Raw genomic sequence first — 24871 nt, 5'->3', positions numbered from 1 at the left:
ATGTGCAATCTTTATTCAATCACGACCAACCAAACTGCCATTAGTGCTCTGTTCCGCGTCGTGAACCGATACGTTGGAAATCTGGCGCCGATGCCAGGGGTTTTTCCGGACTACCAGGCGCCGATCGTACGAAACGGAGCCGAGGGCCGCGAGCTCGCTACGGCGCGGTGGGGAATGCCATCGTCGTCAAAAGCGCTGATGGACGCCACGAAGAAGCGAGCGGAGAAGCTGCAGGCAAAGGGCAAGGCAGTGGATTTCAAGGAATTGCTCAGAATGGAGCCGGACGGCGGCACGACTAACATCCGCAATGTGAACAGCAAACACTGGGCCCGTTGGCTCGGCCCCGAGCATCGCTGCATAGTGCCGTTTAACTCGTTCAGCGAGTTCAACAAGGCCGAGGGCGGAGATATCTGGTTCGCGCTCGACGAGACCCGTCCCCTCGCCTGCTTCGCCGGCATCTGGACCAACTGGACGTCCGTCCGGAAGGTCAAGGAAGGCGAGACCACCAACGACCTCTACGCTTTCCTCACGACGGAGCCAAACACCGAGGTCGCCGCCATCCATCCGAAGGCGATGCCCGTGATCCTAACGACGCCGGATGAGGTAGAGGCCTGGATGACGGCTCCTCCGGACGAGGTCCTGAAGCTACAGCGGCCGCTTCCCGACGGCAGTCTTCGGATCGTCGCCCGCGGCGTCAAGGAAGATCCGGCCGGGCAGACAACGTGACCGACGAGGACGACGACCAGGCAGAGCCCTCACCCCGCCAGCGGAAGATCATCCACGTCGACATGGACGCCTTCTATGCGTCCGTCGAGCAGCGGGACAATCCGGATCTTCGCGGCAAGCCGGTCGCCGTCGGCGGATCCCGGGAGCGCGGCGTCATGGCGGCGACCAGCTACCAAGCGCGCAAGTTCGGCGTCAGGTTAACCGAACGCTTCGGTTGCCTTGTTCAAAGCAGCCCCAAGCTTCGCGGCTACCTCGGGAGTTGGCGTTTCATCTTCGGCGAACTCCACCGTCACTTTGAATCGGAGGGTCAGATTGCCTGCCGCGGCCAAGACGTCTCCCATCGCTTCGACCAGCTCTGTCAGCTGGCTGCTATCCAGCACCCCAGATCGAAATCCGGCTTGGCCGTAAGTCGATTTTGGAACCGCCTCTTGCATCCCCGGTGAATTTGGCCCGCCAGCGGGCGTAACCTCAGGCAACCCAAATACGACAGCGGCTGCCTCATGAGACTGACATGGCCATGATGCCGCCCCCGGACTTACACGCAGAAAGCCACTATTCAGCGCACCGGTAATGGCCGCCTCGACTAACTTCCAAGGCATCGATGTCACGCCACGCTGCGCAGCGACTGCCTGCTCGATTGAATGCGCTGTGGCCCTTCTCCCGCTCCATGCATCAGGCAACGCCTCAGGGGTAAGTGAAGAAACGTCTATTGGCTGCGGGGGAGTGCGAAGGACAGCTGTTTTTGAAACAATGCCGGGCGGTGGTAGTTCGCCCCAAATTGAAGCAGCTCCGCTCGTCAACCAAGCAGAACCTGCCTTAACCGCAATTCCAACAGCCTCAAAAATTTTGCCCTCAGGGCAGCGCGGAATGGCCTTTTGTTCGGTCCAGCCTTCTTCCGGGTGATCAATCGTAAGCACGTAACCATCAAAATACGAAATAAGATCAGCGATCTTGACTCCATTTTTCCAGTCGAGGCCTTCCAGCTTCGATGGCGCCAGTAGGTTGGAATCCAAACTATCAAGGATTGCCGCGGGGTTCTGCACGGCTTCCAATGCATCGTCGTTGAGCGCCTCCTCGTCGATCTGTGTGCGCCACCAGGTGCGCGCGCTTCCGTCGGGTCGTTGAAGCGAAAGTACAAACAGGCCCTGCTCGCAACCGTTTGCCACAGTATCCAGCAAATCTTTACGGCGAAGCATTTTTGGAAGCTTTGGCTGTTCGGCAAAAGCACCCACGATGGTTTTTACTCTCCGCCTATCCTCATCTTCGCGCCACAGATCGAAACCACTTCCCGAACCGGGTAGTAGTGCATCGGGCGCCAAAGCTACGTCAGTAATGCGAGATTTCGAATCTTCCTTGATCGTGGTGAACAGCGGCTTGGCCGGATCTACTGTTACCTTGAAAGCAAGGACTGAATCGTCACTGCCTCTTGTAACCACGATGCAATATGCCTGCCTGATAGCGTCGGCGATGTCTTTCTTCGCCCCAGAGACGGCACTGTCCAACATTGAAGATCGAACCGGATCAACTGCCTGGGACGAAAGCTGCGCTTTCACCTCTAGCCAAGCTAGATAATCTTTCACCCTTTCCTGAGCCTGGGCCATTCCCGCACGATCCGGCGCGGCAATCACTATGGCATTCTTGGCAGAACGCGGATTGTGAGGACCAGTTACCTCTTCGCAGAAGCGCACCGCTGATGCAGACGGTTTTCCGGATTCGGACTGTGAATTCGGACCGAGAATAACATACCGAAACTCACCATCGTTCGGCACTTGATCCGGACCAGTCGGCAGCTTGTGAACGCGCGCGCCTAGCGTTGACGCTCCGGCATCCAGCCACTTAGCAGTCTTTATTTCATCAAGAAGCATCTCGTCTACAGCAGATTTGCCGACTCGATTCACTCGGGCGTCATCATGCATCTGCTTGAGATTGGGTTGGAAGCCGAGTCTCCAGGTTTTTGGAACGCCCCGAGATCCGTCTGCGCGCTTATCGGCGCTGTCGAGATGCATTTCATCCAAGAACCAAGAACGAGTGGCCCAACTCTGCAGACCTTTCTCTAGCGCAATTTTGTCTGGTTTCGATATGCCCACAAGTGAATAAAGATCTGTGATGCGCGCGTGGTTAGCGCCTTGAGGCTGCGAATGCAGGAACGTACCGGCTACAGCCTGCTCTACCTCACGCCCCTTGAGCGCCGGCAACTGTTCTTGAGCTTCCCGAGCAAATCGTAATTCTCCCTGCAGAATCGCAACCCAATCTTGCGGGGGGCCGTCTACCTGATCGACCCGTGCTACCCCCGCTAGGTCGCTGAGCGCCGGTGAAAGCTTGTCTTCTCCCGGCTGCGCCAAAAGAATGGATGCCCCCGCGATCGGTGCGGTGTCCCAAGTCTCAGCATCGCGCAACGCGACGGCAAAACTACGAAGCACACCTCGAGTGCGCTGGAACAACGGTAGGCCACTTGTCCACTTTGTGTAGAAGATCTCCATCATCGCCGGATCAAATGGAAAACTCGCGAGGTACTGCTTCTCTCTGTCGTCCCGTTGTTTTGCTGTTTTGGCAAATTCCGGATCGGTTGCAGACAAAGCCTTTACTACGGCAACAACGTTCGGGCGAAATGCCTCTTGGTCTTTTATTGTGTCTGGGTCAAGGAGACGGCGTCGAAGTATCTCAGCGACGTCATCTTTTCCGACCGGTTGAAACGGCTCATCCTCCTTGCGTCCCATAATGTTCGACATATCGGAAAGAAGCTGACGTCCAAACGGATCATCGCGCTTAGGGTCTGACGCAAGGAGCGAAACGATCATCGAAGCAGTGCTCACCTTTGCTACAGCCTGGGTCAACGACTGGAGAAAATTCAAGAACTGCTCACGAAACTGCTCACCCCGGATTGGATCCTTCGCCATCTCGCCCGCATACATGAGCACTTCATCGAATAGAATAAGTGTAGCGAGGCCTTCCTTGCCAGGCATCTCAAGTAGCTTTTCCAATGCCAAGTCACGCGGAGGAGTGTCCCGTTCTTCGTCCTTTCCATCGGCGCGTAGGACCCGCAGGCCATCAGCGCCGGCGACCTGAAAGGCGATAATGCTCCACGGATGCTTCAGGGTGCGCTGCTCACCCGACGGACTCCGCACAGGCACGCCAAGCTCCGGGTCGAGTTTGTCGAAGCACACGGCCGCCACCCGTGCTTTAGGCAACTCCCCACCCATCGCGCTCACAAACTCCTTCACGGCAGGTAATTCCGGAAGAGCCGCGGACTCTCGAAAGAGATGGGTTAACGTGACTAGCGTATGCGTCTTGCCACCGCCGTAGGTCAACTCCAACTGACGTATCGCCTTATCGCTCTTCCCGCGAAGGCGTTCAGCCGTGGCAGCCGCGATGTCACGTTGTGCGCCCGTGGCGTAGCTAAGCGAGAAGAATTTAGTTGGATCTTCATAGAGCGGACGTTTACCCGTGCGATTAACAACGTCAAACAGATCCGCGGCAAATTCTTGCAAGGAAAGTTGTCCAGTTCGCACATCTTCGCGGACCTTAACAATTTGTGCCCAGGATTTAACGGTATTCGCCGACATGATCATTCTCCTGGGTTGTCAAAAAATAAGGGGCGCTTGTGCAAGCATGGAAATGCCAGCACGCGACCTCAGATGATTGCTAATAGACTCCAGAATTGGCGCTTCATCACCCTTGTCATCGCGGCGAGCGAGTTCGATCAAGGCCTGCACGAGTTGGGCGAAAATTGTGTCGCGCGCTAATCCGTTTTGGTCGAGATATCCATTTACCTTCGATAGGTCCCCGACTTTCCACAATTGCATGAGTCGGTGCACGCGATCTATCATGGGCACCGGAAGGCCACCGACTCCCTCCAAACCCAGAGACTTACGTTTGCGCTGATCCCAACGCCGAAGCCGCACTTTGCTCCCAGTGCCGCCGCTCTCAGCATCCGCCGCTTCTTCGTCCTCTGAATCCTCGTCCTGCTCCGCGTCCGCATCAGTAGATTCGGTTGTGCCCTTGCCGCCAGCGCGCGAGAGTATATCGAAACGGTCAGCAAGATCTGCGTCCGAAAGCCCGCAGGACAACGCATAAAGAATACAAGCGCCGATCGGAGCTTCAGTCATACCGAAGCTGTCGCGGTGCAAAACGTAGTAAGTTGTGATGTCGTCCATGCCGACACGCTGCACGTCCTCATCAGATCCTGTAGCAGGCTTAAGTACGCGACCAACAGCAAATTCTACCACAAGGCGACGCACCTCGCGAAGAAACTCAGAAACTGGCATTTGCTCGCGTTGGCCAGAGTTAGACGTTTCGCGGTAGACTACTGGATGACGGCTGAACGCTTCGAGTGCCGGCCCCGTGGCAGCCCAAAGAAAATCAGGGCCACGGATTCCAGCGTCCCAGAATCGATGCATCTGTGTACGGATCTTTTCTCGCATTTGCGATAACACAGGACCAGCGAAACCCGGACGCGCAATAGCTGGACGTTTGCGACATACGAGCCAAACGGAAGAAGATAGCGCGGCCGCAGATAGCGCGTTCGGACGACTAGATCGTTCCGTTTGAATAGGCAGACTTCCTTCAACAACAAACCCTGCCCGAATAACCGCGTTGACAAGGGTTTCCCATGCATCAGGATTCTTATTGGCAAAGACAATAACGAATATGCCATCTGGACGTAAGCACGAGCTGCATTTCCGAAATACAGCGGCCATCCCGTCTTCGAAATTTCGTTTCGAAGCTTCCTTACTACCGCCGAAGCGGCTCGCCTCATCAATCAGCTCACCATCGCCTTCTGCGTGATTCCACTTTGGGCCTGTTGGCGCTCTGAATGCCGCATCGATTTCGGGAGATAGGCCGACCAACGATCGCCGCAGCCAGACGTAGAAGAAATCCATCAGGTCGGAATAAGGAATCGCATCGTAGTAAGGCGGGTCGGTAATAATCGCGTCGAATTCGCCATCTACTTGAGTCGCGCTACTGCACAGAACTTTAGGCGGCGATGCACATTGAAGAGATTCGGAGTTACGGAGAACGACTTTCGAGATCCAATCGATACCACCGAGATAGTTCCCGGTACTACTGGATAGCGGGCTAGTTTCGGTAAAGTCCCACACAATCGGAATCGCATAGCGTGCAAACGTTCCGCGAAGCGTTTCTCGTTTGTTATTCCAGCTGCAAATCACGCTTCCGTAATCAGCCAATCGGTCAATTGCAAGGGCGAGATATGCCGTCAGGATCTCAATCCAAGCAGGTGGATACCCGTGGTCGCGGAGCACAGTGGGGGCGCGTCGTATGATGCTAACAAAGGTACCCAAAGAAACTAGTTGGCGCGGCAGAAAGAGATGCTCCCAACGCGTCAGTCCATATGGCGGCGTTGAGAACCGAGTACCGCCGCCACCTCGACTGCCACCCAGGGGTATAAGCTCTGTTGGCATACCGAATGGAACGGTCTCGAATACTTCGGGCAGGTCCGCGACCGCCGAGGCTGCGGCCTGTTCTTCCTCAGGTTGAGGACTCCGGTACTCTTTGCCGTGATGCCCTTCGACGATCACGGCGGTCATCTTCGTTCCTAGTCGCCCCCCTACCGATTCGTACTTCAGATTTTCTAGTGCTGTGATGTGATTGCAGCACGGACACGTTGCGCCAGCCCGCGATAACGTCCCTTGACCCGCGATCCGATCTATCTCATTCCGCTGGTTAGCGGTGCCAGATGGCAGAGGAACTTCGGGATAGACACTGAGGTTTACTCCGTCTCGTTCTCCATTTGGCTCCATTTTCAATAGCGCTCGCTTATTCCGCTTTTGGCAGAGCCACCTCGTTTTGAGGAGCGGGAAAACTGCGCGGCAAGCGGGACAGCAAAGAGTGCGAGCCCAAAGGTATGCTACGGTCGGTTTCGAAACCCATCGTGGAGTGCGAGCATCACGTAGCTCTGAGCCAGTGAGGTCCCTATTAAGTTCGTCTATCGCAACTGAATTTTTAGCATCTGGTGGCAGACGCTTGAGTAATTTCGGTTCAACGGCCGTCTCACTATCCAACGCTTGCCACTCTGCGAACGTAGGATAGCGTGCAGCGAGTTGCCGCCGAGCTTCCGTTAAAACCCATCCGCCCCAAGCGCGGATATGCCACCCTAGGGGTGCCTCTTCCCAAGGATGATCGTCTAGCAGACCATGCTGTATCGTTTCGCCACGTCCAGCTGCGGACATCGCTTCCACTGCTTGTTCAAGTCTGGTGCCCTTAAGATCCAGAGCCTTCAAGAAGTTTGTAGCGAAGTCCGTGTCTCGCATGGCGTGTTTCGGCAACGGAAGCTTCTGACCCGCCAACCGCTGTGGATAATCAAGAGTGCACTTTAGGATAAGCCACGCGACAGGATTGAGGTCGTTAGCCACGACGTCACAACCGAGCCTCATTGCCTCTAATGGGATGGCGCCGCCTCCAGCGAAAGGGTCAAGAACACGGGGACGCCGTCCGCCGCTTGCTGCGGAAATCCTTTCGCGAAACCAAGCTACATCAGGCGAAGATTCCTGCCCCCACCATAATATTCCACCATCCGCTTCGACCTTCGCGGCCTCAACCTTGCCGCCGGCTTCAGTCTTCGTTTGCTTCTTCAGCTTAAGCCGGCCGCCTAGCCGACGGACCAGTTGATTTCGTGCCTCGTCATCAACTGGATCGGGAAGGAGCGATGCCGCGATTGCCGCGCGCGATGCCGCCAACGGCCGTCTAGCCGGCCACAGATGCAGCGTGGAAATGTGGCCATGCCGCATGTTCTTCTCATGCAGAGAAGCGGCCGATGCCTCCGCCAGCGGGAACGCGGTTTCGATCAATCGTTTGTCTGACATTGGCTCGTCTCAATCCTGTTCCGCGAGGGCGCGAATGTCCCCGGCAGTAAACGTCATTCCGCTCTTAGCTGCACCAAGAAGTCGAGTGAAGGGATCCTGCACCCGAAATAGACTTGGTTTAGGTGAGGCACAGTCGAGAACAACGTAAAGCCAATAGCGTTCGCCGAGATTTGCGGCCTTGGCCCATTCGTTCTGCGTCATGAAGACTTCGCCGCGATCTGCCCTACCCTTCACCTCAATACATCGAGGTGCAGAGCTTGGGCGTTCAGACAGGAGATCGAAGCCAGGAAAGTCCGATAGACCAGCGGCCCGAGCGCGCGCCGCTGTTGAGACATCGCGGACCATCCCCCGAGCATTTTCTTCATGCGAAATCGATAGCTTCACAGCGACGGCCTCGACCTGGGCGTCAAATCGCTTTTCGTCTTCGGCGTCGACCGATGGCACGATCAAGGCGTGCGCGACGAAGCGTACGGGCCCGAGCACGATCTGATCCGGCTCGGCCTTGATCGCTGCAAGCCGGCTCTCTCGGACTCTGGAAAGCGCTGAGTGCCGGTTTTTGACAAGTTCCAACTGAATCGACGCTTGCTTTTTACCCTCCTGAGCAGCTTGACGGAGACGATTGCGCGCGCGTGTCAACTCCGCTTCCTGACGGTTGAAACCTGCCTTCACGAGATCGAGGCGTTGCGGAAGATCGTTCTCAACAATCGATCGATGCGAAGCAACCAAACCCGCACCGAACACGTCGGACAGCCACTCGCCGGCCTCGCGCAACAGCCTAAGGCACTCACGGCCGACAGGATACGCTCCCGGCTTGACGTCCTTCACGCCCCGAAGAAGCAGCAACCACTCGACGGGGCACTCTCGGATCGATCCGTCCGAATCCTGGCGAAGACCAACCAGACGGTGTTCCAGCACATCCTCCCCAGTGGGACTTCGGTGGAGAACGGTGCATGTCGCGAGATGGAACAACGACGCTTCCTTAGCGTGCGGGTCTACAAATGCGGCGCCACGAAGCGCATCGGAACCGAAGCGCTCTTGCAGTTCACCGGAGATCGCGTCGAAGACAGGCTCGCCCGGGTGTAGCCAGATCGCTTCCTCGCCAAAACCTGGACGATGGACCATTAGCTTCTGACGTGCTTCGTAGGGATATGTTTCGATCTCAGGCGCAATAGCGTCCATAGCGCCGTGCTGCCGCACCTTAAAGCGAAAGCCGGATGACACATCTCCATCGATTCCGAGCCCAAGCAAAGGCGCCGACCTTTCGACCAGCCGTTGCACATAGCCCGGCATTAAGCGGAGATAACGTTCGCGCTCTAAATCCTCGCGCATGGAAGGCAATTGGGCCTTCACGTCACCGCCGTTGCCATACAGCGTGCGCTCCTTAGCTTCGAGTGCGCGTAGCTGTTCTATCGTCAGCACGCCCTCGATTCCGTCGGCGACAGCTTCGCCTCGAATGGCCGCGTCAAAATAGGATTTCAGCGAGACGTTCTCGAAGAGCCGTCCGATGACGTCGAACACCTTGTCCGAACCGAGTTCCTTACGAATTGTCTCCAACTTGTCGAGTAGGGTCTTCATGACCTTGCCTTCGCGAGTTTTCCACGCCACAAGGTTGGCGATGTAAACAGCGTCTTTCTTCTGACCGTAACGATGGATGCGCCCCATGCGCTGCTCAAGTCGGGCAGGATTCCACGGAACGTCATAATTTATCATCAGCCAACAGAACTGAAGATTCACGCCCTCGCCCGCTGCGTCCGTGCCGATGAGATACTTAGCACCGCCACTGTCGATGGGTTTTCGGAAAAATTCGACCTGTCTATCTCGTTCTACGTAGTCCATAGCTCCGTGCAGCTGAGCCACTTGCCCGGCGAAGCCGAGACGCTCTAGTTGTTCGGTAAGGTAATTCGCAGTGTCGCGGTGCTCGGTAAAAACGAGCATTTTTTCGTTCGTAAAACGCGGGTCTTTCATGGTCTCAAGCAGCTTCGCGAATTTGGACTCTCGTCCAGCGTCCAGCAGGCCCTGTGCCATCTGCCGCAGACTGAGGACGCGATCCCGCTCATGGATCAGGTCTGCAAGGTTCTCGGTGACCAGCGCGCCAAGCGTCTCAGATTCTCCAACTTCAACTGCCTCGCCACCATCTCCGGCATCGTCATCTGCCGTGGCATTGGCAAAGAGATCGAGTTCGTTATTCTCGGCCTTCTTTTGAAGGTCTCGTTGCGCCTTCCTTACTGCTTCAAGGCCATTTTCCTCGATCGCTTTGATAGCTGCAGAAAGCTTTTCCGCGCGCCGTTCGAACGATCTTTTCAGTGCGAATGTCGAGGACGCAAGACGGCGCTGGAAAACCGCCATCGCAAGCCTAGCGGCCGATCGATTCAGCGTGGATGCTTTGTTGTAAATATCGCGAATATACTTGCTCGTCTCGTCGTACAGTTCTTGTTCGCTGCCCGACCCTTGGGTTAAATCGAAACCAAGAGTGTCGCAAAGGCGTTGCGGATACAGCGGCGTTCCATCGAGCTTCACCATCTCTTCTTTGGTACGTCGAATGAAATGGCGTACCCGACGCTCCCTCGGAAAATCAGCCAACGCCTCAGGCGTGCTTAGTGCATCCGGTTCGAGTAGACGCCATAGTGCAAAGTACGGATATGGCTTACCCATGTGCGGCGTAGCGGTCAGCAGCAGCATAGATTGAGGCGCCCAACCCAAGTCGAACTCGGGATCATCCGAAACAATACCGGCGAGGGATTCTGCCAGCCTGTAGCGCGCTGTCTTGCGAACGGTCATATCGATCGGATCACGATCGGCTGAGAGCTTGTGAGCTTCGTCGAAGACGACAATGTCGTAACCGTGGCCGGCTAAACCTGCTTCGCGAAGGCGCGCAAAGGTGCCCTTCGATCGAAGCGTGTCGAGGCTGACAATCGCAAAATTCGCATCGGACTCTAAGAAGGGATTGCCCTTTGCCGCCTCGTTACCCCGGATGATGCGCGCTTGAATGCGAAAGAGAACACGCAGTTCGCGCTGCCAGTTTCCCACCAGTCCGGCTGGAGGAACAATAAGCACCCGCTGGATCAGCCTACGCGAGAGAAGCTCGCGGATGGTAAGTCCAGTCATGATGGTCTTACCTGCGCCCGCGTCGTCGGCCAGCAGGAAACGGATAGGCCAAGACTTCAAAATTCGGTCGTAAACGGCGACCCTTTGATGGGGCAGCGGATCGATTAGCGAGATTTCGGTAGCGAAAGTCGGGCTGGCAAGATGTCCACTAAGCAAACGAACAGACTCAGCAACCGCGGCAACGGCCTCAGGATCAGCTCCAAAGTCGATTTGGGGGCTGTTCAATGAATTTTCACCAAGCGTTCCCGCGGGCACGGCAGCCCGGCTCGCGAGACTTTCGATCCGAGTCCACGCCAGATCTGTGGGATCGTTTTGGCCGTTTTCCCAGCGGCTGACGGTGATGGGGGATACCCCGACTAAAGCAGCGAACTCAGGCTGCTTGAGCCGCAGGGTTCGGCGGAGACCTCGGATTCGTTCCCGATAATCAAAAGGAAGTGCCATGTCCCTCTCCTGCGCGCCAGGACGGAAAATTAGCACTTGCTAAATTTGAACGCAATGGCGACAATTCATCACTTGTTAAAACACGACGGGAGCTTTCTCGGCCGGAAAATCCCACAGATTATGGGCTGAACTACCAGATATTGGGGATAAGGGTGACTACTCGGCTAGTCCGTTCTCTTTATGTTCAGTATCGATTAAAAAAATTTCGGCACGCGCTTCCGAAAAACGCTGGGTGCTTTCGCTCAGGTCACTAGGGACGCGCCGCAGAGCGGCCGCCGCCAGTGACCACGCGCTTAGATTGGGGGACTCGTTTTGCAGTCGTTTCGCTTCATCCACACTGGCGACATCCATCTCGACAGCCCATTGAAGGGACTTTCCGGACAGCAAGGCGCGGCGGCCGAACGGATCCGCACAGCAACGCGTTTTGCGCTCGACAATCTCGTCAGCCAGGCAATCGAGGAGCGGGTCAATTTCATCGTTATCGCCGGTGACCTGTATGACGGCGATTGGCGCGACTATCAGACCGGCCTTTTCTTCGTAAAGCAGATGGGCCGATTGGCCCAGGCCGGCATTCCGGTCTTCCTGCTCTATGGCAATCACGACGCGGAAAGCCAGATCACGCGCCGTCTGAGCTTGCCGGCCAATGTGAGCGTGTTTTCGGCCCGCAAGCCCGAGACGTTCCGGCTGCAGCAGCTCGGCGTCGCCCTTCACGGGCAAAGCTTCCGGCAGCGGGACGTGACGGACAATTTGGTCACGGCTTATCCTGCGCCGATCCCCGGCTGTTTCAATATTGGCGTTCTGCACACCGGCTTGGGCGGGATGCAGGGGCACGCAAACTATGCGCCCTGCGCCATCGAAGATCTGATCAACAAGGGCTACGACTATTGGGCGCTCGCGCATGTACATCAGGCCGCCGTTCTAAACGAGCGGCCGCATGTCGTCTTCTGCGGCAATCTTCAAGGCCGGCACATCCGGGAAAACGGCCCGAAAGGCGCATCGCTTGTTGCAATCGAGGATGGCCAGGTCGAGGCGATCTCGCCGCTTCACGTGGATTGCGTGCGCTGGATTCATTTGCCGGTTCCGGTGGGCTCTTGCAACGCATCGGCCGACGCCATCGATTGCGTGCGCGCGGCGATCGAGGACGCCGTTGCGCGCGACGCGCAAGGCCGCCTTCTGGCCTGCAGGATTGAGTTGACCGGGCAGACAACGCTGCACGGCGAGTTGCTCGCATCGGCGGATCGTCTCCTTGCGGAGGCGCGGGCCGCCGCATTGGGCTTGGGCGAAGAGACGGCCTGGATCGAGCGCCTCGTTATCGCGACCGCAAGCCCTGACGCCTCAGCCTCCCGCAAGGACGCTCTGGGCGATTTGCAGCGGATGATCCAGGGCGCTAGGGGCGATGCCGAGCTTCAGGCGCGGCTCGCGTCGGAGCTTGGCGATCTCGTCCGCAAGTTGCCCCACGATATCCGAGCAGAGTCGAGCGACGCGGCATTGAAGGCCGCCATCGATGCCGACATCGCGGGCGTCATCACGCATGCCGGCGCGTATCTCAACGCACGCCTGGCAGCAGAGAAGGTGTAATCCGATGCGCATCAGACAGCTTGATCTTCTCAAGTACGGGCATTTCACGAACGCCACCATCGACCTTCCCGCTGGGAAGCCGGACTTCCAGATGCTGCTGGGCGAGAATGAAGCCGGCAAGTCCACGACCATGGGCGGTGTCGAAGATTTGCTCTTCGGCATCCCGGCCAATTCACCGCGCAACTTCCTGCACGAATACAACGCCATGCGGGTGGGAGCGCTCCTGGAGAAGGGAGCCGAGACACTCAAAGTGCGCCGCCGCAAAGGCAACAAGGACACACTGCTGGGCGATGACGACATGCCCGTCCCGTCGGGCGAGGCGATACTCGCCCCATTTCTCGCGGGCGCGGATCGTCGCTTCTACACGCGGATGTTCAGCCTCGATCACCCACGCCTGCAGCAGGGCGGCAAGGACATCTTGCAGGCCCAAGATGATGTCGGGCAAATGCTGTTCTCGGCAAGCGCTGGCATCACGGGCCTGCGTGAGACGCTTAAGGCCATGGAGGCTGAAGCCGATGCGCTTTGGGCCTCTCGCCGCGCGGCGCACCGAAAGTATTTCCAGGCAGAAGAACGCCTGAAGGCCGCCGAAGCCGGCTTGCGCGAGAATGTCGTGACCACGAGCAAGTGGCAGCTGCTCAAGAGCGCCTTCGAGACATCGAACGATGCTCACACCGCCATCGAGCAGGAAATCGAGATCCAATCGGCGGAGCTGCGCAGGCTCAACCGCATCCGCCGCGTTTGCCGCGACGTGCGAAAGCGCACGGAGACGCAACGCACCATTGAGACGCTCGGGACCGTGATCGCGTTCGATGCCGATGCCGCCAATGTTCTGGAGAGGGCGGCGGCTGATGAAGCCGCGGCCACTGCGCGCATCGCCGCGTTGAGCGAGCAGATCGCGGCCCTTGAGGGTGAACGGGCAGCGCTCAACTTTGATGACAGCTTGCTCGCGCGCGCCGAAGACATCGCGCAACTTCGTGATCGCCGGATCCAGGTCCGGGCTGGCAAAGCCGATCTTCCCAAGCGACGCGCCGAACTGGCGGCGGCCGAGGCCGCGCTCCTTCGACTGGCCGCCGAGCTCGAATGGAACGGTAACGTCGAGCAGGTGATCGCGCGGATTCCCGCTAAGGCGAAGGCGGCCGCGCTTCGCGGCTTGCTCAATCGACGAGGCGCGCTGTTCGGCGCGGTTCAGAATGCAAAAGCGGCCGTCGCCGAAGCGCAAGAGGAACTCGCCGAGATCGGGGCCGATATTGAGGCGTTCGGCGCGCTGACAGATGTTTCCAAGCTCGCAACGGCCGTCAAAGCCATCCGCGAACTCGGCGACCTGACCGGCCAGATCGCCAATTCCAAGCGCGACGAGCAGGAGGCGCGGGCCGCGATTGAACGCGCGCTGACAACCTTGCGCCCGGCCGTGGCGGAGACTGCCGATCTTGAGTCGATGCCCGTTCCGCCGCTGGCTGCCGTTGAGGCCCACCGCGACGCTTGCCGCGGCCTCGAACAACGGCAGCAGACCTGCCGCGAACGCATCCGCCATGCGCAGCAAGAGCGCGCCCGGCATCGCAAAGCCCATGAGCGCCTTATCACCGACGAACAGGTCGTCGCGGCCGATCAACTTGAACGCTTGCGCAGTCGGCGTGATGCGGGCTGGTCGATTATCCGGCGGCGCCATCTTGAGGGCGCCGTGGTTCCGGAAGATGAGGTCGCGGACTTTTCGCCGTCGGGTGCGCTCGCGGAAAACTTCGAGACCGCGATCCGGGTTGCGGATGTGGCTGCGGATCGGCGCTTCGAGCATGCTGGCGCGGCCGCGCAACTCGCGGTGATTGGGCGGCAGATCAGCGAGCAGGATGATTTGTTGGAGTCCTTGGGCCTGGAGGAGACGGCGCTGGAGGAAGAGCGCACGGCGCTCGGTGTTGCCTGGGCCAAACTTTGGGCTGGAGTCTTCGTCGCGCTCGAGACCCCCGACGTGATGATCGAGTGGCTGCGCGCGCGCTCCGAAATCCTGGAGCTCATCGGGGAGCGCGGTGCGGCCGAGCGGCATACCGGCGATTACCAGCAGCGTGAGGCCGAGGCCAAGCGATTCGTCCTGGCCGAACTTGATGCACTCGGCACCTCTACGGCTGCGCTGGCCGGCCAGCCGCTTCTTCTGGTCGTGGAGGCGGCCGCGACGGTAGAACGCACGCATGAGACGGCCGCCAAAGCCCGGCGCGATCTTGATGCCGCGCATCACAAGGCGGCAGGCGCCTTGACGCGCAGGCGCAAGGATCTGGAAAAAGCAGACGGCGAATGGAAAGCATGGACGACCGATTGGACGTCAGCTCTCAAGGCGCTGCAATTCCCCCTGACGGCCGCGGCCGAGACCGCGGAAGCCCAAATCAATGCAATCGACGATATGCGCGAGGCGGCGGTCCGCATCAATGACCTGAGACATGAGCGGATTGAAAAGATCGAAAGGGATACGACGGCATTCGAGGCCGACGTAGCCGCCTTGGCGCAAGCCATTGCGCCGCACCTGCACGGCATCGATGCCGAGGAAGCCGTCTTGGAGCTCGATCGGCTCGCGGCCGAGGCCGCGCGCGTTCGCGATCTCAAGATCGCCAAGGAGGCAGATATCGGCGGCGTGCAGAAGAAGATTGAGGAATGCCGCGCATCGAGCGCCGAAGCCCGCGACATTATCGCGCGTTTGCAGCGGACGGCTTCGGTCTCAGCCATCGACGACCTTCGCATCGCGATCCGGCGCTCGGATGAGATGCGTTCGCTGACGGCGGAATTGGATCGCCTCACCAAAGCGCTTACTCAGGATGGAGACGGCCTCTCGGTCGCGGACTTGACCGCCGAGTGCGCGGGCATCGATCTCGACGCCACCGCCGCGAAAGAGCAGACGATCAACGACGAAGTGCAGGAATTGCGTAACCGCCTGATGGAGGCGCGCGAAACCCGCAACGCCGCACGCCAGGCTTTCGAGGCCATCGGCGGAGACGACAAGGCGGCGAGGGACGCGGCGGATCGCCAAGCGGCGCTTGCCGAAATGTCAGAGATTGCCGAACAATACGTCCGGCTGCGCTCAGCCATCGTGTTGTTGCAATGGGCGATCGACCGCTACCGGCGCGAAAAGCAAGCGCCATTGCTCAAGCGCGCGGGCGAGCTGTTTGCCATGCTCACCTGCGGATCGTTCAAAACCCTTCAGCTCGAATTCGACGACTACGACAATGTGCAGCTCGCCGGCATCCGCGACGACGGCCGCCGAGTAGCCGTCGCCGGAATGAGTTCCGGCACCGCGGACCAGCTCTATCTCGCGCTGCGCATCGCCGCGGTCGAAGACTATCTCGACCACGCCGAGCCCATGCCGTTCATCGCGGACGATCTGTTCATCAACTTCGACGACAAGCGCGCGGCAGCCGGCTTCCGCGTGCTGGGTGAGCTGGCGAAGAAGACGCAAGTTCTATTCTTCACGCACCACGAACATCTGCTGGAGGTTGCACGAAAAGCCTTGGGTGTCCTGATTGCCGGCGTTACGCTGCCGGCGGCCGCGGGCCCGCCGACGCCGCAGTCGGAGGCCGCCTGAAGCCAGGTTATTTCCCGTAATTTATGTTGTCGATCTTGGTTTTTTTATTCATCTTCAATGACTTACCAAGCTACAAATCCACATTTGAAAGAAATGTTCGGACCCCGCTTCCGGAATTTTGGATGTGCGGTCGCTTCCTAAATAGGGCCGCCCCCTGTTCGGATCGCGAGGTTGAAACATGAAGCCAGGTGCCAAGACGTCTGAGGAACCACCCTCGCCATCCGACTTGGAAGGCTGGAGGCGCGTTGCCGCCGCCAACGGCCTTCGCCGCCTGCGGCCGGAAGACATCGTGGCCACGATACAGCACATCGGCCCGAACGGCGACCAACGGCTCCTTGCCGCCCTGAGCACCCACATCTCGGATGAGCTGTTGCGCCGCATCAAGCGACTGGTCGGCAAGAACCACCGCAATGAGGGTGAGGACATTATCTGGCGTGCACACCACCAGTTGATCGTGGCCGTGCTCACGCCGAACTCGAAGGACGGGCAAGCGCTCTGCAAGACCTTTAGGACATGCGTCGAATTCCGCGTTGCCGACGCGATCCGCGCGGAGCGCAAATACGCCTACCGCAACAAGCCCTTCAAGACGCAGCCCGGCGTCGCCGATGACGGCGAGGAAATCGTCGTAACCATCGAGCCGCCCGAGGAAGGCAGCGAACAAGCGGCCGAGGTCCAACAATTGCTGAACAGGATTCCTGATCCGAGAAAGCGCGAGGCGTTCCGCCTGCATATGCACGGATGTCCCCTTGGTCCCGGGATCGGCACGACGTCGATCGCGGAGCAGCTCGGAATCAGCGCTAAAACCGCGGGAGAGTGGATCGCCGAGACCAAAGCTCTCCTCAAGATTGAGATAGGAGCCGCCCATGATTGAACAAGACAGAAATCCCGAACGGGACGACGTGTTGTTCGCATTCCACCAGACTTGCGACAACCCGACCGCCGAGCAGGTGTCCGAATGGACGCGCCGGTATCCGCAGTATGCCGACGATATCCGCGAGCATGCCGCCTTGCGCGCGCAGTGGGCTTCGGAGTCCGACGAAGCTGGCGCCGAGCCCGACGAGAGCATGCTTGCGCGCGGACGCAGCCATGCCCTCAATCTGCTTCACAGCGCACGTCAGGAAGCCGCTGCCACCCAGAACGTCTCTGAAAAGACATGGCCCCAGGCCGTGTCGGCGGCCGGCTTCGATATTCCGCGGCTTGCCCGCTGCATCAACATCGATCGCATGGTTCTGGCCGAGCTGAATGCCGGCCGCATGCGCTTGCCGTTGGGCCGGCGCTTGACGGATGCGCTGACGGACGTGCTCGGCATGAGCGCCGCTTGGCTTGAGCGCGTGGTGTCCGACCTCTTGTCAGGGCCCCGCAGATTGGGCCATGCCAAGGCGGATGAGGCGCCCACCATCAATACGCGGTCCTATGCGGAAGTCATTCACGCCAGCTCCATGTCGGAGGCTGAAAAACACTACTGGCTTGGAGAGGACTAACGCATGGACGCTTGGCGGGATATTCGGCTCAAGGCGCGCGAGTGTCACCGCCAAGCCCTTCTGAAGTCCAAGGACGTCCGTAAGGCGCCGGCGCTGCTCGCAGCCGCGCTGGAGGACGAAGACCTTCAACTCACGCATTACGCACCGGGATCGGTCGTCAGCAAAGGCGTTCATGGATTTCTCGACCGTCCGTCGAAGATCATCAACGTCGCGAGCGGACAGAGCCCGGAAAACGAAGCCGTCGTGACCGCGCATGAACTCGGCCACTACAAACTCCACCGCGATCCCCGCAACGAAGTGACCGCGATCGCGCCTGGCCTTGGCGGCGATCCGATCGATTCAGGCGCAGGCCGCGTGGAGGGGTATTCCCCGCGCGAGCGCAAAGAAGTTCAAGCCGATATTTTCGCGGGCGAGTTTCTCTGCCCGGCCGATTGGCTGCGCGAAGAATTGCTCGCGCATGGTCGCAAGCCCGCGGACATCGCCAAAGATATCGGCGTGCCGCCGGGGCTTGTCCTGAATCAGGCCATCCGCGGCCTGCTCCTGCCGGCACTGGAAGCCCCCGCCCCGGCAGGCCCCAGTCTGAGCTACGCGCTCGATCCGGGCCAGCTTGAGGCTGCGACCTGGAGCGGCGGGCCGCTGCTCGTCGATGCCGGGCCGGGCACAGGAAAAACAAGAACACTTGTCCACCGCATCCAACACCTGCTGGACAACGGCGCCTCGCCCGCCTCGATCCTCGCCCTCACCTTCTCCAATAAAGCCGCCGAGGAAATGCGCGAGCGGCTGTCCGTCAGCAACGCGGATGCTGCGATCGAAATGTGGGTCGGCACGTTCCACGCATTCGGGCTGGAGCTGATCACCAAGTATCATCAGCGCATCGGCCGCACGATGAACGTGCGCATTTTGGATGAAGCGGGCTCGCTCGCGCTGCTTGAGGCCAACCTTATCCGCTTGCCGCTGCGCCATTTTCAAAACCTCTACGAGCCCGCCTATGAGCTGGTGCCCGTCCTGCGCGCGATCTCGCGCTGTAAGGACGAACTCATAAGCCCGGCGGCGTACCGCGCCGCCGCCGAGGCCGCGCGCAGCGCGGCGACGAGCGAGGACGAGCGCGAAGCAGCCGGCAAGGCACTGGAAGTCGCCGACATCTACGAGATCTATCAGGATGAATTGGCGAAAGGCGATGCGGTCGATTTTGGGGATCTTGTTCTGCTCGCGGCGCAGGCGCTCGAGCAGAACCCCGACTTGCGCGCCGAGTACCAGGCACGGTTCGAGCACATCCTCGTTGATGAATATCAGGATGTGAATCTGGCGAGCGCGCGGCTCTTGCGGGCGCTCGCAGCGCCACAAGCAGATGTGTGGGTCGTAGCCGATGAGCGGCAGTCCATTTACCGCTTCCGCGGCGCGGCGCCCAGCAACGTGCAGCGTTTCGTAACCGAATTTTCCGGGGCCCGGCGTTCGCTTGGCATCAACTACCGCTCCGGCTCGCCGGTGGTGCAGGCGTTTCAAACCTTCGCCGCCAGCATGCAGGCCTCCCCCGGCGGGCGCTGGACCGCTCAGCGTGGAAGCGTCGGCGCAATCCGCCAGATCGTGGCGCCTTCAGTCGCGGCGGAGGCGGCTGCGATCCGCGACCACATCGAGCAAGCGCGCGCCAACGGCATTCCCTATAGCGAACAGGTCATCTTGGCGCGCAGTCATCTCACTCTCGCGCGCATCACCGGCGCGCTCGAACAGCTTGGCGTGCCTCTCCTTTATCTTGGCGATCTGTTCGAACGCGAGGAAATCCGCGATCTGCTCGCTCTGATCTCGATCGACGCCGAGCCCGGTGGAATCGGTCTTGTCCGCGTCGCGCAGTTGCCGGAATACGGCGCGTCCAAGTCCGACGCGCTTGCCGTCATCAAATGGGCCGAGGCCAACAATCTGCGCATCCTAGACGCGCTACGCCGGATCCCAGAGATTTCGGGCCTGACGCCTCAGGGCAGCGCGGGCCTAGCACATCTTGCCAACCACCTCGACGGCTTCGGAGCGGCCACTTCGCCCTGGACGCTTCTGACGACATGGCTTTTCGAGCGCAGCGACTATCTTAAACCGCGCCTGGCGGCCAACGACTCCAAGGCGCAGCAGCAGCTCGTCGCCATTTATCAGCTCCTTAAGGTCTGCGGTGAAATGGCGGCCGACGGCGATTCTACCCGCAAGCACATGCTGGCGCGCGTGCGCCGCATCGAGGCCTTGAATGACGATCGCATGTACCGGGCCGTGGCCTCAGAAGCGTCCGACCTCAACGGAGTGCGAGTCCTTACCGTTCACGGCAGCAAGGGGCTTGAGTTCAAAGCGGTCCACCTGCCGGCGCTAGCGACCCGGTACATGCCGGCGAACCGGCAGGGCGTACGCTGCCCGCCGCCACCCGGCCTGCCGCACCTCGCCATCCGCCCCGCCGATCATGAAGCGGAAGAAGAATGCCTGTTCTTCGTGGCCCTCTCGCGCGCGCGGGACTTTTTGTTCTTGAGCCGCGCCGAACGCTATAGCGCGAGCCAATCCGCGAGCGCTTCCAAATTCTTGGCCCCCATCAACGCGCTGGCACCGGCCGCGCGGCGCAATGGCTCTCCACTTCCGGCGCGTCCGGCGCGGGTCCTCGCGCCGCCCGGCCTGCGCGCGCTTTATCAGGAACGCGAGCTTTCTCTCTATATCCAGTGTCCGCAGCGTTATCAGTTCGAGACCTTGGACGGGTTGCGCGCCATTCGCGACGACTCACCCTATGTCCGCTTCCATCGCTGCGTGTTCCGCACCATCGGCTGGCTTGAGACGCAGCGCGCCGCCGGCACGCCATCCGGCCTTCCCGCCGCGCTCGCGCAGCTCGGGCAAGAGTGGGCGGTGCGCGGGCCGAAGGGGCACGGTTTCGAGGCGTATTACCGGGCCTCCGCCGAGACCATGATCACGTCGATGGTGGACGTGATCGCGGCGGAGACGGGAAGCTATGACCAGGGAGAATGGATCGTCGATGTCGGCGGTAAGCAAATCGCGGTGACGCCCGACCGCGTCGTCATCACTGCAGACGGGACGCTGCACGTGCAGCGCATCCGTACCGGGCGCAAGACCAAATCGGATCCCGCCAACCGCATTTATGCGCTGCTCCGCCGCGGCGCTGCGGAGCGCTATCGGGGCCGGCGTGTCGTGATCGAGGCCTATTACCTCGCGACCCGGGAAGCGGTGCCGATTCCACCTAACAAAGATGACAAATTGCTGGAGGAATACACCGGCGCCATCGCCGACATCGAGCGCGGCGCATTCGCGCCCGCCCCGGAGGATGCGCGGCGCTGCCCGAATTGCCAGTGCTACTTCATCTGCGATTTCGTCCAAGGCGTCTCCTAGACCACTTCCTGAAAATTCTGCCTGCCGTCGCTTTCTCCTTAGGGGCTCAATCAAGGGCCGCACACCAAAGGGAATATGCGATGAGCAAGACGATCATCTTCATCCAGGTCGAGGGAAAGCCCGGCGTCACCGAGGCCGAGATCACGATCCCGGCGACGGTGCGCGACCTGCACGAGGCCTTCAAAGCGCACGGGATCGATTTCGACAAGGAGCGCGAAGCTTTCGTCGATGAGGCGGATAACCCCGTGCCGCACGACGACAAGGTCACGGTCGAGGGCCTCAAGCACGGCTCGCGCGTCCACGTGACCCACTGCACGAAAATCAAGATCACGGTCCACTACATGCACCGCACCATCGACCGCGCCTTCGCGCCGGGCACCCGCGTGCGTACCATCAAGCAGTGGGCCGTGCGCGAGCTGAAGCTCAATCCCACGGATGCGGGCGAGCACGTGCTGCAGCTCTGCAACAGCACGATCCAGCCGCCGACCGACGCCGCGCTCTCAGAACTGGTCAGCGGCCTGAGCTGCGATGTCTGCTTCGACCTCGTCCCCGAAAAGCGCATCGAGGGCTAAAGCCGATGAGCGTGGTCGTGCCTCCCGACCAGTTGCTCCTCGCAGCGGATCTCGCCGCCCCGGAATTCCGGCGCGGCGAGATCGAGGGCAAATGGCATCACATCGAAACTGCGTGGCCGCACGCGACCATCGTGGTTTCTGCGGCGAAGCGCCCGCACGCGCCCGACGAATTCGGGTTCCGCTTCGAGTGCAGCGGTTACCGCCACACGCCGGCAACGGCGCAGCCGTGGGATGTCGCCGCGCGGCGGGCTCTCCCCGCGCCGCACTGGCCGGCGGGCCGCTCCATCGTTCCGTCTGTCTTCAGGCCGGACTGGAAAGGCAGCCAATGCCTTTATTTGCCGTGCGACCGCATGTCGATCGAGGGCCACGGCGACTGGATTCACAAACACCCGAACCGGCTGTGGCAGCCGCAACGGGGCATCCTCTGTTACCTGGAGCAGCTTTATGATCTCCTCAATCAAGACGATTATTCGGGCATTCGCGGCGCCTGAGCACCGTTTGAACTGCCCCACAGCGCTATGGGCGCGCACCATGGCCGAGCTGCACCGGCGCACGCAGCGCCGGCACGAATCCGGTGCGTTCCTGATCGGTCACGATCATGGCGGCCGCCGCGCTGCCGTCGATGTCGTCTTCTATGACGAGCTCGATCCGGCGGCCTACGCGAGCGGTGTGTGCATTCTCCACGCCGGCGCTTTCGCCAAGCTCTGGGCGATCTGCCGAGCGCGCAAGCTCTCCGTCGTCGCGGACATCCATACGCATCCGGGCACCGCCTTCCAGAGCGAAGCCGATCGCACCAACCCGATGGTCGCGCAGCCCGGCCACATCGCCATTATCGTGCCCGGCTTCGCCGCGTCGCCGGTCGGCTACGAGGATCTTTGCATCTACGAGTACCAGGGCGAGCACCGCTGGACCGAACGCAGCCACCGCCACTGCCGCAAATTCGTCTACACCGGATTTTGGAGTTGATCCCATGACCGCTCTTATCGATCACACGCGCCTGCACCGCACGGCCAAATACTTCATGGATAGCGGCCGCGCGGCGACGCACGACGACGCGATGGGTATCCTGCGCGGCTTCGGCGCTTCGATCCGCGTCGGCCCGGAAGTCGAAGCCTCGATCCCGCATCAGATTGCGGTTCTGACTTTGGTCAATCTCGCGCGCCGGACCTTGCTTGGCGGCGTCGAGGTGCTCGGGGTGCCCGATGCGCCCCTGGTGGTTCCGCTCGCGCGCGCGCGCAGTCTCGCAGACGCCGTGGTGGAACTGGGCGGCACGCTCGCCACAACCGGCAATCCGCTTTGGCCAGTCGCGCAGATCGGGACGGTGTCGCCACCGGCGGACGTCACTGGTTGGCAGCTCACCTGGCAAGGATGGCGGGGCGGTGTCGTGCCGCGGCATGACCCACGCCGCCTGTCCGACGATGCGGCGAATCCGCTCACTGCCGCCATGGCGGCGGCTGCTGCCGCCGCCGAGCTATTTGCCTGGCACGCGAAAGATCATGCCATGGCGGGACGGCGTGCCGCGGGGATCTCACTCTGGAATCCAGGCGCCGATTGGCTTGCCCCAGACCTAAGCGAGCCCGCGCTCGCCTACCTGCCCGCTTCGCTTTGGCTGATCGGCCTTGGCAATCTCGGACAGGCGTTGGCATGGCTGCTGGCCTGCCTGCCCTATGCCGATCGCAGCAAAGTCGAACTCACGCTCCAGGACTACGATCGGATCGCGGCCTCGAACGAAAGCACCTCCTTGCTGTCGTCCGTGCCGTTGGTTGGAGTCAAGAAAACGCGCGCCGTCGCGCGCTGGCTGGAGGCGGCGGGGTTCAATACTTCGCTCGAAGAGCGACGCTTTGGACCGTGGACATTGCGTGGTCCGCACGATCCGGCGGTCGCTTTCTGCGGCGTCGATAACGGGCCGACGCGCGCCGATCTCGGAAGCGCGAAATTCGAACTCGTGGTGGAGGCTGGGCTAGGCGCCGGTCCAAGCGGCTTTCGGAATTTCTCGCTGCACACCTTTCCGTCGTCACGGCGGCCCGACCAAATTTGGCGTCGCGAAGATGCTGGAAGCGCCTTTGATGTTTCCGCGATGCCGGCGTACAGCGCGCTGCGAAAGTCCGGGCTCGATACTTGCGGTCTGGCCCAGCTTGCGTCGCGCACGGTCGGCGTGCCGTTCGTCGGCTTGATTGCCGCCGCCCTGGCCGTCTCGGAACCCTTGCGCCGACTCCATGGCGGCGGCGGGGTCGAGATTGCCTCGGGGTCGGCACTCAATCTCTGTGATGTTGAATGTGTCCGCCTCCCGTTTTCCGCCTACGCACTCGGCCACCTGCCGGCGCGGTAGCGCGAGCGAGCGTGTTATACTCATTGTGGCGCATATCGATCCTCTCATTGGAGATTCAGAGTACAGATGAGCTTGTCGCAGACTTCCCGCGTCCTATTGGAGCGGATGAAGCCGATCATCGCGCACGCAACCCAGGCCGAGATCCGCCAGGCTGTCACCTCCGACGGCCCGTCGGTCTTGCGCGATGAGGCGTTGGGCCTCGTCCAGGAGGGGGATTACAGCGCGTTCTTCGCGCCCTTCGACTGGATCAACGACAAGGCCGACATCGTCATCATCGGGGCCACGCCCGGCAAGCAGCAAGCGCTTGAAGCCTTACTCAGCTTTCGCACCGCGCTTGCCAGTGGAGCGTCGCTCGATGAAGCGGCGCAGCGCGCCAAGAGCGCCGCTTCGTTCAAGGGCGGCATGCGCACGCTCGGCGCGCGGTTGATGGACCACTTCGGCTTGCACCTGCTCTTCGGCCTTTCGTCCACGCTTGATCTCTTCGGCGCAGCCGCGCACCGGGCTCATTACACCTCCGTCCTGCGCTATCCCGTCCTGAAGAGGTCTGGAAACTATGCCGGCGACAGCCGGATAGCGACGCGCCCCATTATGCGACGCATGATCGAAGAGACCCTTGCGGACGAGCTCGCTGCGCTGCCCAAGGCTTGGCTCGTGCCCTTCGGGCCCAACGCGCTACGCGCGCTCGAACACCTCGCGGCTGCCGGCCGCATCGACGACACGCGTATCCTAGGCGGCATCTTGCATCCCGGCGGTCAGCAATGGAACCGCTACAACATACAGCTTGATCTTGTGTCCGGCGATGCCGCGCTTGCGGTCCCAGGCGGCGCTGAGGTCCTGCGTCGCAGCGCCGTGCTGCGCGCGAAGGTCACCGCCCTGCTCCAGCAGTGATCACTGCT

General features: G+C 60.5%; 14 protein-coding genes and 2 pseudogenes. 12 read left to right on the top strand and 4 right to left on the bottom strand.

Annotation, left to right across the window (positions count from 1 at the left end; translation table 11 throughout):
- Together JQ604_RS07985 and JQ604_RS07980 are read left to right on the top strand one after the other, a co-directional pair.
- The gene (locus JQ604_RS07985; protein ID WP_212355099.1) at window positions 1–726 is read left to right on the top strand and encodes an SOS response-associated peptidase; all 726 of its coding nucleotides are present in this window, start codon (window positions 1–3) and stop codon (window positions 724–726) included.
- 62 nt (window positions 727–788) lie between these two features.
- Window positions 789–923 (top strand): annotated as a pseudogene (locus tag JQ604_RS07980) (DNA polymerase IV); the annotation flags it as partial.
- Here JQ604_RS07980 and JQ604_RS07975 read toward each other — a convergent pair.
- The 4 genes and pseudogenes from JQ604_RS07975 to JQ604_RS07965 form a co-directional block, all read right to left on the bottom strand.
- Complete coding sequence (locus JQ604_RS07975; RefSeq protein WP_212355098.1) at window positions 924–4289, bottom strand: DUF499 domain-containing protein; 3366 nt, start codon at window positions 4287–4289, stop codon at window positions 924–926.
- Window positions 4290–4307: 18 nt separating this feature from the next.
- The gene (locus tag JQ604_RS41495; protein ID WP_249158106.1) at window positions 4308–6272 is read right to left on the bottom strand and encodes a hypothetical protein; all 1965 of its coding nucleotides are present in this window, start codon (window positions 6270–6272) and stop codon (window positions 4308–4310) included.
- A gap of 1107 nt (window positions 6273–7379) precedes the next feature.
- Window positions 7380–7547: pseudogene (locus tag JQ604_RS42120) on the bottom strand (DUF1156 domain-containing protein); the annotation flags it as partial.
- Between the two features lie 9 nt (window positions 7548–7556).
- The gene (locus JQ604_RS07965; RefSeq protein ID WP_212355094.1) at window positions 7557–11093 is read right to left on the bottom strand and encodes a helicase-related protein; all 3537 of its coding nucleotides are present in this window, start codon (window positions 11091–11093) and stop codon (window positions 7557–7559) included.
- A 312-nt stretch (window positions 11094–11405) separates the two neighbouring features.
- Here JQ604_RS07965 and JQ604_RS07960 point away from each other — a divergent pair, with 312 nt between their 5' ends.
- From JQ604_RS07960 to JQ604_RS07915, 10 genes are all read left to right on the top strand, one after another.
- Window positions 11406–12671, top strand: coding sequence for a metallophosphoesterase family protein (locus JQ604_RS07960; protein ID WP_212355092.1), 1266 nt, complete (start codon window positions 11406–11408; stop codon window positions 12669–12671).
- 4 nt (window positions 12672–12675) lie between these two features.
- Window positions 12676–16230 (top strand): YhaN family protein, encoded by a 3555-nt coding sequence (locus JQ604_RS07955; protein ID WP_212355090.1) that lies wholly within the window; start codon window positions 12676–12678, stop codon window positions 16228–16230.
- 178 nt (window positions 16231–16408) lie between these two features.
- Window positions 16409–17101 carry an RNA polymerase sigma factor gene (locus JQ604_RS07950; protein ID WP_212355087.1) on the top strand — a complete coding sequence of 231 codons (693 nt, stop codon included), beginning with the start codon at window positions 16409–16411 and terminating at the stop codon, window positions 17099–17101.
- Window positions 17094–17711: a hypothetical protein gene (locus JQ604_RS07945; RefSeq protein WP_212355085.1), complete on the top strand. Its 618-nt coding sequence runs from the start codon at window positions 17094–17096 to the stop codon at window positions 17709–17711. The genes JQ604_RS07950 and JQ604_RS07945 overlap by 8 nt, the downstream gene beginning before the upstream one ends.
- Before the next feature lie 3 nt (window positions 17712–17714).
- Window positions 17715–21074, top strand: coding sequence for a UvrD-helicase domain-containing protein (locus JQ604_RS07940; RefSeq protein ID WP_212355083.1), 3360 nt, complete (start codon window positions 17715–17717; stop codon window positions 21072–21074).
- 80 nt (window positions 21075–21154) lie between these two features.
- On the top strand, window positions 21155–21646 hold the full coding sequence (locus tag JQ604_RS07935) for a hypothetical protein (RefSeq protein ID WP_212355081.1): 492 nt from the start codon (window positions 21155–21157) through the stop codon (window positions 21644–21646).
- 5 nt (window positions 21647–21651) lie between these two features.
- Complete coding sequence (locus JQ604_RS07930) at window positions 21652–22137, top strand: DUF7665 family protein (protein ID WP_212355079.1); 486 nt, start codon at window positions 21652–21654, stop codon at window positions 22135–22137.
- Between the two features lie 40 nt (window positions 22138–22177).
- A complete protein-coding gene (locus tag JQ604_RS07925; protein ID WP_212355077.1) occupies window positions 22178–22612 on the top strand; it encodes a Mov34/MPN/PAD-1 family protein in 435 nt (144 codons plus the stop codon).
- A 4-nt stretch (window positions 22613–22616) separates the two neighbouring features.
- Window positions 22617–23975 (top strand): hypothetical protein, encoded by a 1359-nt coding sequence (locus JQ604_RS07920; RefSeq protein ID WP_212355075.1) that lies wholly within the window; start codon window positions 22617–22619, stop codon window positions 23973–23975.
- 105 nt (window positions 23976–24080) lie between these two features.
- Window positions 24081–24863 (top strand): hypothetical protein, encoded by a 783-nt coding sequence (locus JQ604_RS07915; RefSeq protein WP_212355073.1) that lies wholly within the window; start codon window positions 24081–24083, stop codon window positions 24861–24863.
- Window positions 24864–24871: the final 8 nt, after the last annotated feature.

Source organism: Bradyrhizobium jicamae, assembly GCF_018130695.1.
In the GTDB taxonomy this organism is placed as follows: domain Bacteria; phylum Pseudomonadota; class Alphaproteobacteria; order Rhizobiales; family Xanthobacteraceae; genus Bradyrhizobium; species Bradyrhizobium jicamae_B.
Note: the sequence above shows the minus strand (reverse complement) of the source record. Positions and strands in the feature narration are given on the sequence as shown.

Bases quoted from the DNA above. Each gene is read 5' to 3' on its own strand.
- JQ604_RS07935 (WP_212355081.1), top strand. From the start codon at position 21,155: ATGAGCAAGACGATCATCTTCATCCAGGTCGAGGGAAAGCCCGGCGTC.
- JQ604_RS07965 (WP_212355094.1), bottom strand. From the start codon at position 11,093: ATGGCACTTCCTTTTGATTATCGGGAACGAATCCGAGGTCTCCGCCGA.
- JQ604_RS07985 (WP_212355099.1), top strand. From the start codon at position 1: ATGTGCAATCTTTATTCAATCACGACCAACCAAACTGCCATTAGTGCT.
- JQ604_RS07940 (WP_212355083.1), top strand. From the start codon at position 17,715: ATGGACGCTTGGCGGGATATTCGGCTCAAGGCGCGCGAGTGTCACCGC.
- JQ604_RS07975 (WP_212355098.1), bottom strand. From the start codon at position 4,289: ATGTCGGCGAATACCGTTAAATCCTGGGCACAAATTGTTAAGGTCCGC.
- JQ604_RS41495 (WP_249158106.1), bottom strand. From the start codon at position 6,272: ATGACCGCCGTGATCGTCGAAGGGCATCACGGCAAAGAGTACCGGAGT.
- JQ604_RS07955 (WP_212355090.1), top strand. From the start codon at position 12,676: ATGCGCATCAGACAGCTTGATCTTCTCAAGTACGGGCATTTCACGAAC.
- JQ604_RS07930 (WP_212355079.1), top strand. From the start codon at position 21,652: ATGAGCGTGGTCGTGCCTCCCGACCAGTTGCTCCTCGCAGCGGATCTC.
- JQ604_RS07920 (WP_212355075.1), top strand. From the start codon at position 22,617: ATGACCGCTCTTATCGATCACACGCGCCTGCACCGCACGGCCAAATAC.
- JQ604_RS07915 (WP_212355073.1), top strand. From the start codon at position 24,081: ATGAAGCCGATCATCGCGCACGCAACCCAGGCCGAGATCCGCCAGGCT.
- JQ604_RS07950 (WP_212355087.1), top strand. From the start codon at position 16,409: ATGAAGCCAGGTGCCAAGACGTCTGAGGAACCACCCTCGCCATCCGAC.
- JQ604_RS07945 (WP_212355085.1), top strand. From the start codon at position 17,094: ATGATTGAACAAGACAGAAATCCCGAACGGGACGACGTGTTGTTCGCA.
- JQ604_RS07925 (WP_212355077.1), top strand. From the start codon at position 22,178: ATGGCCGAGCTGCACCGGCGCACGCAGCGCCGGCACGAATCCGGTGCG.